Genomic DNA, 8,958 nt, shown 5'->3' with positions numbered 1-8,958 from the left:
ATTACTGCGAGTCTGTCCCGCCGTGACCATCCGTGTCGGTAATGGGAGCCCCTGACCCGGCGGCTTTCGACACCGTCGATGACACTATTCGCAGTAATCACTATGAAGCGCATCTCGGTCGATTACGGCCATTCCACTGCCGGGGTCGCGGTTCTTGAGCTGTTTGACAGTGAGTTCCATAGCTCTCACCTCCGTCGAAAGAACAGGTCACGGACTGCACGCTGGTGTCAGCTCTTGATTTCGATCTCCTTGCCGGGAGTCATCACCCCGCCGATGGGAAGCCGGACTTCCAGAATGCCGTTCTGGTAGGTCGCCGAGATCTCCTCCTCGTCGTCCTGCTCGGGTGCGACGGTGAGTATGCCGGTGTCTCACGACAGGGTCATCTCCTCGCGGTCGAAGCCCGGCATCTCGATGTTGAGGACAAACGCCTCGTCCTCCTCGACCAGTTCGTAGTCGGTCCTTCCGGTTTCGAACAGGCGACGCTGAAGGTCTGTGAGTGCTGGCCAGGAACGGGTCTGGGGAGCGCCATGGCTGGTCACCTCGATGCGTGTAGAATTTGTTAGCGGTTCGTGAAGAGAATTTCTAAAAATTTCAATTGGAGTCCGATGTAACGACGAGAGCGGCGATTGATTCTCGGCAGCTGATTCACGAGCGCCACGCCTCCCTCAACTCCACCCAATAATTGAAAGAACGCACATCGAACGTCGGTACTCATACCGAGAGGGGAAACGCTCCGGTGAACGGTCGATTCGAACGTCGAACCGGTGGTTCTGGGTGGTCCGACGCAAGAGTTGGCACCCCCATATTTTGTATAGCGCTATACCGTTTATTCGTCCGAAAACAACCACCAGAACAGCACCAGACCGATCACCTATCGAATCGGTAGATGTTCGCGAGATACGTTTCTCGCACCTGATCGCCCCAGTTGTGGGTGTACGTGTCGATGATGTCGCTCGCCACGTCCCCACGGAGATACTTCACCACGCCCCGGTCACCGGTGCGGTCCCGGAGATGGGTAGTGAAGAAATGCCGGAAGTAGTGGGGCGTGACGTTCTCGCCGGCCCCGGCGCCTTCCGTGTGCCAGCCCATCCCTTCGGTGTATCGCCGAACGTAATGTCGAACGGAGCGGGCGGTGAGGCGAGCACCCCACTCGTCGCTCGTCGAGAGGAACAGCGGCTCCGCAGGTGAGCGCGCATCCGGGCGAATCGCCAGCCAGCGACGGAGTGCGGTCCTGAGCTCGTCGTCGACGGGGATCACCGTCGCCCGCTTGCGCTTGTTCGACTCCGTCCGGTGTTCACCATTATGGGGCTCGCCACGGGTGGGAGCGCCATCGATATAGAGGCTGTTCCCGCGGCCCTCCAACTGTGGGCGGCCGTCGAGATCGTAGCCAGAGAGCCCGATATCGGCGAGTCTGAGGTCCCGAACGTCGAGGTTACAGAGCTCGCCGACACGCATTCCCGTTTTCAACAGCGTCAGGATGGCCGCGTCATGAAGCGGATGCGTGACCGTCTCGAGGAACCGGGCCATCGACGGCACGTCGATCTCCCGGCGGGCGGGGTCTTTCTCGATCGACTCGTCCATCTCCTCCATCACCAGCGTCATCGGGTTGGCGTCGAAGGCGCCGACCTGGTTCATGTAGCCGTAGAACCGGTTGACCGTCGTCGCGTACGTGGCGATGGTACTCGGCGAGAGTTCGCCGCGAAGGGAGTGGACCCACGCCATGCAGTCCCGGTGGGAGGCCGAAGCCGGGTCGGTGGCGGTACCCAGGTTCCGCTCGTCGTCGGCGAGGAACGCTTCGAACTCCCGCAGCACGCGCTCGTAGGCCACGCGGGTGCGCTCGGCCCGGCCGTGCATCTCCATGTCCTCGAGGTAGTAGTCGACCGGGCTCTCCACCGCTGGTTCACTGTTACTCGCCATCGGTCAGAACGTACCCCCCCTCGCGCCCGCTGTAGCGAACGCGATCGGTCGACTGTAGCGTCTCCTCCAGTCGCTCCTCGAAGTCACCGATGAGCGTCTCGACGAGTTCGTCCCAGGAGACCGCCTCGTCCGGGGACAGCGTCGCGAGCACCCGGTCTTCGAGCCTGTTCCCCCCAGGGTTCGTGCCCGACGGACCGCCCTCCTCGGGGTTACTGTCTCCGTCCCTGGATTCGGCGACCTCGAAGCCGCTACGGCCGGCCTGGACCATCGTCCGAACGAACTCGCTCTGGCTCATCCCGAGGCGCTCAGCTGCGGCTTTCCATTCAGCTCGCTGATAGTTCGGTACCCGCGTTTTGACCTGTACCGTCTCCACATCCTCGGCGTCGGAACTCATGGACTGGCAGTTTCACGCCACCCGCATCAACGTACCGACTTTAAAGATTAGAGCCCTAATCTCCGAATACGTGACCAAATATTCGTGGACTGGAGAACCGGATTTGTCGAGTACACAAAATCCGGTCCCGTCTTTGTCGATTCTTTTGTCTTTGGACTTGGTTCCGCCCTCGTCGATTACTCTTCAGTCAGGTCGAACGGCGGTTCGGTTCCCTCGGGTAACGGCGTCTCGTAGGGCTCGGTCTCCTCCTCGAACTCCGCCTGTGCTTCGGCGAGTCGTTCCTCGTCAGTGAGTAGGTCGAACGCCGAACCGGCGAGTAGCTTCGCCGCGTAAGGGACGGCGGTCCGGCCGAAGTCACCGTTCGCGACGACCGCTTGCCAGGAGTGACCTGGCGTTCCCAGTGCCCAGGTGGTCGCGCGGAACTGAGCGGTCGGGGTGATCTGGCTCACGTCGCCCACCTCCGTCGAACCGCCACCCGATTCGCCCTCGTCGAACGCGTCCATCGGTTCGGGGTAGAGCGCGGCGTCGGCGGCCTCCTCGACGTGTGGCTCCTCGAAATCTTCCAGTGTGGACTCGAGGCTCCCTTCGGGGAACGTCTCCTGGAGCCTCGCAGCGAGTTCGTGGGCCTCCTGGTCGAAGGAAACCGGCTCCGCCTCCTCCATGTTCTCCCGGAACGTGTCGGCGATGACACTGTTGGAAACGAGCCGGCTAGCGCCGGTGTAGTAGCGCTCGCTCACGTCGGTCTGGGTCATCGTGGCTGCGCCGTCGGCGATCTCGCGCAGCCACTCGGTCACGCGATCGACGCCCTCCCGCTCGGGCGCACGAACGAAGTACCAGACCGAGGCCTCAGCCGGCACGACGTTCGGGGCGCTTCCGCCCTCCTGGATATTGTAGTGAACCCGAACCTCCTCGGGGACGTGCTCACGCATGTACTCGCTACCGGCGTTCATCAGTTCCACGGCGTCGAGGGCGCTGCGGCCGTTCTCGGGGTCGGCCGCGGCGTGGGAGCTCTCCCCCTCGAAGCGGAAGGAGAGCGAGTCGAGCGCCAGCGAGCTCCCACGCTGAGGGGCGGTGTGGTCGCTCGGATGCCAGGTGACGGCGGCGTCAAGGTCGTCGAACGCGCCATCCCGTGCCATGAACGTCTTGCCGACCAGCGTCTCCTCGGCAGGGCAGCCGTAGAACCGGATCTCACCGGCTGCGTCACCCCGCTCCATCGCCTGTTTGACAGCAACCGCCGCGCCGGCGCCGGCAGTGCCAAAGAGGTTGTGGCCACAGCCATGTCCCGGCCCGCTCTCCTCGATGGGCTCACGCTCCGCAGAGACCGCCTGTGAGAGCCCGGGAAGCGCGTCGTACTCGCCAAGAATCCCGATCGTCGGCCCCTCGCCCTCGCTGTAGGCGGCGACGAACGCGGTCGGCATCCCGCCGACTCCGGTCTCGATCTCGAAGCCCTCCTCGGAAAGGAACTCCTTGAGCTGGGCTGCACTGTGCTCCTCGTGGAGCCCGAGTTCGGGGTTCTCCCAGAGCTCGAGCGCGAGCTCGTCCATCTCCTCTGCCAGCCCGTCGACGTCTTCGAACAGTTGGTCTTTCACGGGCTGGAGAGTGGTCCGTATCGTCTTAATCCCTCGGGCCACCGGCAATCCTGGCGACGGAGAGTGAACTGAGAGCAACTCATAAACCATTATTTGCTATATGAAATGGGCCCGTGGGTGGACCGCGGAGGCGACCCGGACGCTTTTGCTGTCTCGGCCGAACCGGGTGGTATGTCGTCGAACTCGGTGTTACTGGAGGAACAGACGTGGCGGGAAGTCGAAACGGCGCTGGATGACGGGGTTCGGACCGCCGTGATCGGTGTCGGGTCCATCGAGCAACACGGCCCGCATCTCCCACTCGTTATGGACGCGCTCGCGGGCGAGGAACTGTCGGCGCGCATCGCCGAGGGGCTCGGCGACGCGCTGGCGGCGCCAACGATTCGTCCTGGCTGTTCGGGCCATCATATGGCGTTCCCCGGCACGATCACGGTCGATCCAGAGACGCTGATGGACACCATCCGCGCCTACTGTGAGTCACTCGACGAACACGGCTTCGACCATCTCGCGCTCGTCCCGACCCACGGCGGGAACTTCGCGCCGGTCAACACCGTCGCGCCCGAAATCGCCCGGGAGATCGACGCGAGCGTCCATGCGCTGGCGGATCTCGCAACGCTGATGGAGCTCATGAACGAGGGGCTCCGCGAGGGCGGCGTCGACTACCAGGAGCCGGTCATTCACGCCGGCGCCGCGGAAACCTCAATCGTGCTCGCGGCCGCCGAGGAGCTCGTGCGAACCGACAAACTGGAACTGGGCACTGAAGGTGAGGTCTCCACCTCGCGGCTACTAAGCGAAGGGTTCGACGCCATCGCGGAGAACGGCGTGCTCGGCGATCCCCGGGAAGCGACCGCCGAGGCGGGCGAAGCGATTCTCGATGCCGTGACCGAGGCCTACGTCGCCCGTATCGAGTCCGAGCGAGCCGACCACTGACCGGCGTGGTGAGTTTCCACGGAACTAATTCCCTTGAATGTGACCTTCCGGTATGAGCAACACATCCAGTCAGGGGGAGAGCAAACCGTCGGTCCGAATCATCGGCGTCCCGAGCGACTACGGACAGGACCGGCGAGGTGTGGATATGGGCCCCTCGGCCATCCGGTACGGAGGGCTCTCGGACGGGCTGAGTCAGGCAGGCGTTGCGACCGCGGACGCGGGTGACCTGCTCGTCCCCCGCGCCGAGGAACGCGACCCGGAGAACCGCACGCCGAGCGTCGGGAAGGCGAAGTTCCTTCAGGAGACGGAGGACGTCTGTACCCGGCTCTCGGAGGAGGTGCGGGCGGCGCTCTCGGATGGGCACACGCCGCTGGTGCTCGGCGGTGACCACTCCGTCGCCATCGGGTCGCTCGTCGGCTCGGCGGCCAATGCGGAAATCGGCGCCATCTGGTTCGACGCTCACGGCGACTTCAACACCCCGACGACAAGCCCGTCCGGGAACGTCCACGGGATGCCACTGGCCGCGGCGCTCGGCGCAAAGGAGTGGGACGGCGTCGGCTGGGCCAACGCCCCTACGCTGAAGGAGGATAACGTCGTCATCGTCGGCCTCAGGTCGGTCGACGACTCCGAACGCGACCTTATCGCCGAGAGCGAGATTACCACCTACACCATGTCGGATATCGACCAGCGCGGGCTCGCCGAGGTGGTCGAATCGGCATTGGCGGTCGCCGCTGACGGCGTCGACGGCTACCACGTGAGTCTCGACCTCGACTGGCTCGACCCGACGATCGCCCCCGGCGTCGGGACGCCTGTCCGCGGCGGCGTCACCTACCGCGAGGCTCATCACGCGATGGAGCTCGTCGCCGCCGAGGGCGGGATGCGCTCGATGGAACTCGTCGAGGTGAACCCCACGCTCGACGAGCACAACGAAACCGCGGAGCTGGCGGTCGAACTGGCTGCCAGCGCGTTCGGCAAGCAGATCCTTTAGGAAAACGTCGCTGCGTCCGTTACTCGATCGTGACGTTCCCGTAGCCCTTGCGCTGCCCGTTCAGCCGGTAGTCGACCTCGCCGTCGCCGTCGGTGTCGACGCCGACTGCCGCGGCCACGACGCTGCCGACGGTGAACGCGAACCGGGGTCGGGCAAAGAGGAGTTCCGCGGCGACGGCCCACGAGGCGAGAAACCACTCCCGGCGCTGGACGAGGAGGTATGCCGCACCGATAAGCGGAATGAGCGTGAACGTGGAGAACTCATCCAGCAGCGCGCGGACGACGCCGCCGGCGGAAATGTGCCACTGGAGCAGCTGGGGGTTCAACGCGACGGCGACGCTCGCGGCCCCACCCGCGGGTCGGGAGTCGGTGTAGTCCCGAGCGAAAAGATACGTCGGGACGAGCGCTGCCAGAACCCCGACGGACGGGAGCAAGCGAGCGAGTTCGACCGGATCGGCGACTGAACCGTGACGGTGCGGTCCGACCAGCGGTACTCCAGCGTCAGCCAGCGGAGCCCCGCGCCGAGGAAGGTAACGAGGCCGAGCCCTTCGAGGACGCCGACCCAGCGGGGAAACAGGTAGGAGATCCCGTTGACGATGCTGGGCGGGAACACCGCCTCGGCCCGTGACTGCAACCTATCCTCGCCTGAGCGGTCGGGCAGGTCGAGTGCCGCCGCGCTCTCGCCAGCGGTGCTCTCGTCGCCGGTTCCGAGCCGTTCGGCCTCGTACGGAAACCCGATCGAGGCCGTCCAGACCACCTCCCCCTCGCGGTCCACCTCGAACACGCGGTCGCCGTTGGAGTCGGTGATCAGCGTGTGGCCGTTCGGGAGTCGGTCGGCATCCCGTGGCCACTGCAAGCGTTCGTCGGACCACGACCACGACTCGACCCACTCGCCGTCCTCACGCTGGTACTCGACGGCGCGGCCGTTCTCCGAGCCGGCGACGAGCAGTGCAGGACCGCCCTCATCGGCCGGGATGAAGTCGGGGTTGTGCTGTTCGTAGAGCGTATCGTGATCGCCCTTGCTCCCCAGCGTCCCGTCCGCAACCAGCCCACGTTCGAGGTCGACGAACACGACCTGGTCCTCGTTCCGGAGGCTGACCATCACCGCCTCACGACCATCGATCTCCACGAACTCCACATCGTTGAGGTGGGTCCAGTCCTCGGCGAACGGACCGCCGCTGTCGACGCCGTAGTCGGACTGGGCGTCCCACTCCCACTCGATCAGTTCGGTCGTCGTCGATACGGTCCACGTCGTGCCACCGCGTCGAGTGCTTTCCGGCCGTGACGCGGCTGTGGAGGTCGGTCCGCTCGCCGGTGGCGGTCGTCCCCGGAACGGGGTCGACGACCGACGACCGGTCGCCCGATCGGGTCGCCTGCCCGACTGACGGATCGCTCGTCACCTGGTCGCTCGTTCGCTCGCTCTCGGCGTTGCCGACGACGAGCATCGCTGCCAAGCTGAGAACCAGCGCCGCGAGAAGAATCCGCACCGTCCGCGTCGACAGTCCCATTGTCGGGGAGCGGTGGCGCCCCGCATAAAGTTGTCCGTGTGGGCTCCTGGCTGCCCATCCTTGTCGGTCAGTCGAGCCACCGGCGTCGGACCAGTAGGGTGGTACCGGCGAGGACCCAGACAACGAACCCGTGTTCTACGGCGTGAATCGCGGTGTCGACGCCGTACCCTGCCGTCGAGAGGGGACAGAGTCACGGAACGCCGCTCCGGGTCAGCCAGTCCATCACGAGGTGTGAGCCGTAGCCGAGCGCTGCGGCACTAGCCGACAGTTCGGCCAGCCGACTCCTCGGCGACCGCCGGCCAACCCAGCCGAGAGCGCCAACTAACACGAGCGCGAGCAGCACGAACACGCGATGGTCGGACGGCACTGCGTGAATCGACACGGCCGACGTTTCACGAGAGAGCGTATCAACCCTCAGCCGCGCATGACAGCTCCATGCCATAATTCATATCACTGCAGAACACCAGTTGGGGACGATGATGGAACTGCCCCGATCAGCGAGCTCGCGCCCGCCGGCGCTGGGAGGTGGTCAGTCCGGGCGTCCACAGGGCTCACCCCGCCGATTACGGGTGCTCACTGGTCCGCAGTTCCCCGACATCCATCGGCCTCGAACCGAAAGCCACTGCCGGGAACACGACGGTGAAACCGTATGACGGTGCTGCTCTCCGTCCTGGTCCAGGTGGTCGTCGTCGTCGTCGCGCTCCACCTGCTCTCTCTCCGAGCGATCGATGGCGTGTGGACGCCGTTCAGCTACCGGCAGATGATCCAGCAGAACGCTCGCATCGTTGCACCGACAGCTGTCGTTCTCGGTGGGCTGCTCGGTGCCAACAGCCTCATCCGGGACATCGGCGTCGAGCTCTCGTGGCTCATCGGGATCAACATCACTGGGGCGATCCACGCACTGGAAGGGGGGTTCGTCGCAGAACTCCAGTCGCTGGCGACACCGGGGGCAACGGCGTACTTCAGCTTCATCTACGTCTTCGGCTACGTCTTCCTGTTGACGTTCCCGCTGGTGCTGTATGCGATACATGCCGAGCCGGAGCCCCTCTCCGCGACGCTGCTTACGTACATCCTGAACTACGGAATCGGCCTGGTCTGCTACATCATCTTCGTCACGTACGGCCCGCGGAACTTCATGCCGGAGGCGGTGAACTCGCTGCTGTTCACGAGTTGGCCTCGGTCACAGCTCCTGACCAGTCAGGTGAACGTGAACACCAACGTCTTCCCCTCGCTGCACACGTCTCTCTCCGCCTCCGTCGCGTTTCTCGCGTACTACTACCGGTCGGTGTCGCCCCGCTGGCTTCCGGTCGCCAGCATCGGCGCGGTATCAGTCGCCATCTCCACGATGTATCTGGGTATCCACTGGCTGACTGACGTCGTCGCGGGCGTTCTGCTGGCCGCTGGCTGTGTCGCCCTAAGTATCCGACTGGCAACCAACGAGCAGGGAGAGCCGGTGCCACTGCTTGATCCCGACGCAGGCAGCAGGGGACGGGAGCTGCTCCGACGCTAACGGGCGCCGACTCGACAAGCTGGGAACTGATAGTGATTACGGCGAATCGGTGCATCGACGGTGTCGAAAGACGCCGGGTCAGGGGCTCCCATCACCGACACGGATGGTCACGGCGGGACAGACTCG

At 64.8% G+C, this 8,958-nt stretch carries 10 protein-coding genes and 1 pseudogene; 3 read left to right on the top strand and 8 right to left on the bottom strand.

The window, feature by feature from the left end; all coding sequences use genetic code 11:
• Positions 1-227: 227 nt before the first annotated feature.
• The 4 genes and pseudogenes from V5A38_RS14640 to V5A38_RS13315 form a co-directional block, all read right to left on the bottom strand.
• Positions 228-539, bottom strand: a pseudogene (locus V5A38_RS14640) (Hsp20/alpha crystallin family protein).
• Positions 540-867: 328 nt separating this feature from the next.
• Positions 868-1,917: a tyrosine-type recombinase/integrase gene (locus V5A38_RS13325; protein WP_332326254.1), complete on the bottom strand. Its 1,050-nt coding sequence runs from the start codon at positions 1,915-1,917 to the stop codon at positions 868-870.
• Positions 1,907-2,311 carry a DUF5805 domain-containing protein gene (locus V5A38_RS13320; RefSeq protein ID WP_332326253.1) on the bottom strand — a complete coding sequence of 135 codons (405 nt, stop codon included), beginning with the start codon at positions 2,309-2,311 and terminating at the stop codon, positions 1,907-1,909. The genes V5A38_RS13325 and V5A38_RS13320 overlap by 11 nt, the downstream gene beginning before the upstream one ends.
• A gap of 176 nt (positions 2,312-2,487) precedes the next feature.
• Positions 2,488-3,855: an amidohydrolase gene (locus V5A38_RS13315; protein WP_345786288.1), complete on the bottom strand. Its 1,368-nt coding sequence runs from the start codon at positions 3,853-3,855 to the stop codon at positions 2,488-2,490.
• Between the two features lie 216 nt (positions 3,856-4,071).
• Between V5A38_RS13315 and V5A38_RS13310 the strand changes: the two genes are divergently transcribed.
• Both V5A38_RS13310 and rocF read left to right on the top strand, forming a co-directional pair.
• A complete protein-coding gene (locus V5A38_RS13310) occupies positions 4,072-4,827 on the top strand; it encodes a creatininase family protein (protein WP_332326251.1) in 756 nt (251 codons plus the stop codon).
• Between the two features lie 52 nt (positions 4,828-4,879).
• The gene (gene rocF, locus V5A38_RS13305) at positions 4,880-5,815 is read left to right on the top strand and encodes an arginase (RefSeq protein ID WP_332326250.1); all 936 of its coding nucleotides are present in this window, start codon (positions 4,880-4,882) and stop codon (positions 5,813-5,815) included.
• A gap of 19 nt (positions 5,816-5,834) precedes the next feature.
• Here the strand turns inward: rocF and V5A38_RS13300 are convergent, their stop codons facing one another.
• The 4 genes from V5A38_RS13300 to V5A38_RS13285 form a co-directional block, all read right to left on the bottom strand.
• The gene (locus V5A38_RS13300) at positions 5,835-6,140 is read right to left on the bottom strand and encodes a hypothetical protein (RefSeq protein ID WP_332326249.1); all 306 of its coding nucleotides are present in this window, start codon (positions 6,138-6,140) and stop codon (positions 5,835-5,837) included.
• Positions 6,137-6,952, bottom strand: a complete 816-nt coding sequence (locus V5A38_RS13295; RefSeq protein ID WP_332326248.1) for a hypothetical protein — start codon at positions 6,950-6,952, stop codon at positions 6,137-6,139. The genes V5A38_RS13300 and V5A38_RS13295 overlap by 4 nt, the downstream gene beginning before the upstream one ends.
• A complete protein-coding gene (locus tag V5A38_RS13290; RefSeq protein WP_332326247.1) occupies positions 6,924-7,322 on the bottom strand; it encodes a hypothetical protein in 399 nt (132 codons plus the stop codon). The genes V5A38_RS13295 and V5A38_RS13290 overlap by 29 nt, the downstream gene beginning before the upstream one ends.
• Before the next feature lie 190 nt (positions 7,323-7,512).
• Positions 7,513-7,704 (bottom strand): hypothetical protein, encoded by a 192-nt coding sequence (locus tag V5A38_RS13285; RefSeq protein WP_332326246.1) that lies wholly within the window; start codon positions 7,702-7,704, stop codon positions 7,513-7,515.
• Positions 7,705-7,971: 267 nt separating this feature from the next.
• Here V5A38_RS13285 and V5A38_RS13280 point away from each other — a divergent pair, with 267 nt between their 5' ends.
• On the top strand, positions 7,972-8,832 hold the full coding sequence (locus V5A38_RS13280; protein ID WP_332326245.1) for a phosphatase PAP2 family protein: 861 nt from the start codon (positions 7,972-7,974) through the stop codon (positions 8,830-8,832).
• Positions 8,833-8,958 lie beyond the last annotated feature (126 nt).

Origin of the sequence: Halolamina sp., assembly GCF_036626355.1 — an archaeon.
In the GTDB taxonomy this organism is placed as follows: domain Archaea; phylum Halobacteriota; class Halobacteria; order Halobacteriales; family Haloferacaceae; genus Halolamina.
The sequence above is the reverse complement of the archived record's forward strand: the minus strand, read 5'-3'. Positions and strand labels throughout refer to the sequence as shown.

Coding starts and splice junctions, on each gene's coding strand:
- V5A38_RS13290 (WP_332326247.1), bottom strand. CDS start 7,322: ATGGGACTGTCGACGCGGACGGTGCGGATTCTTCTCGCGGCGCTGGTT.
- V5A38_RS13315 (WP_345786288.1), bottom strand. CDS start 3,855: ATGGACGAGCTCGCGCTCGAGCTCTGGGAGAACCCCGAACTCGGGCTC.
- V5A38_RS13280 (WP_332326245.1), top strand. CDS start 7,972: ATGACGGTGCTGCTCTCCGTCCTGGTCCAGGTGGTCGTCGTCGTCGTC.
- V5A38_RS13325 (WP_332326254.1), bottom strand. CDS start 1,917: ATGGCGAGTAACAGTGAACCAGCGGTGGAGAGCCCGGTCGACTACTAC.
- V5A38_RS13310 (WP_332326251.1), top strand. CDS start 4,072: ATGTCGTCGAACTCGGTGTTACTGGAGGAACAGACGTGGCGGGAAGTC.
- V5A38_RS13320 (WP_332326253.1), bottom strand. CDS start 2,311: ATGAGTTCCGACGCCGAGGATGTGGAGACGGTACAGGTCAAAACGCGG.
- rocF (WP_332326250.1), top strand. CDS start 4,880: ATGAGCAACACATCCAGTCAGGGGGAGAGCAAACCGTCGGTCCGAATC.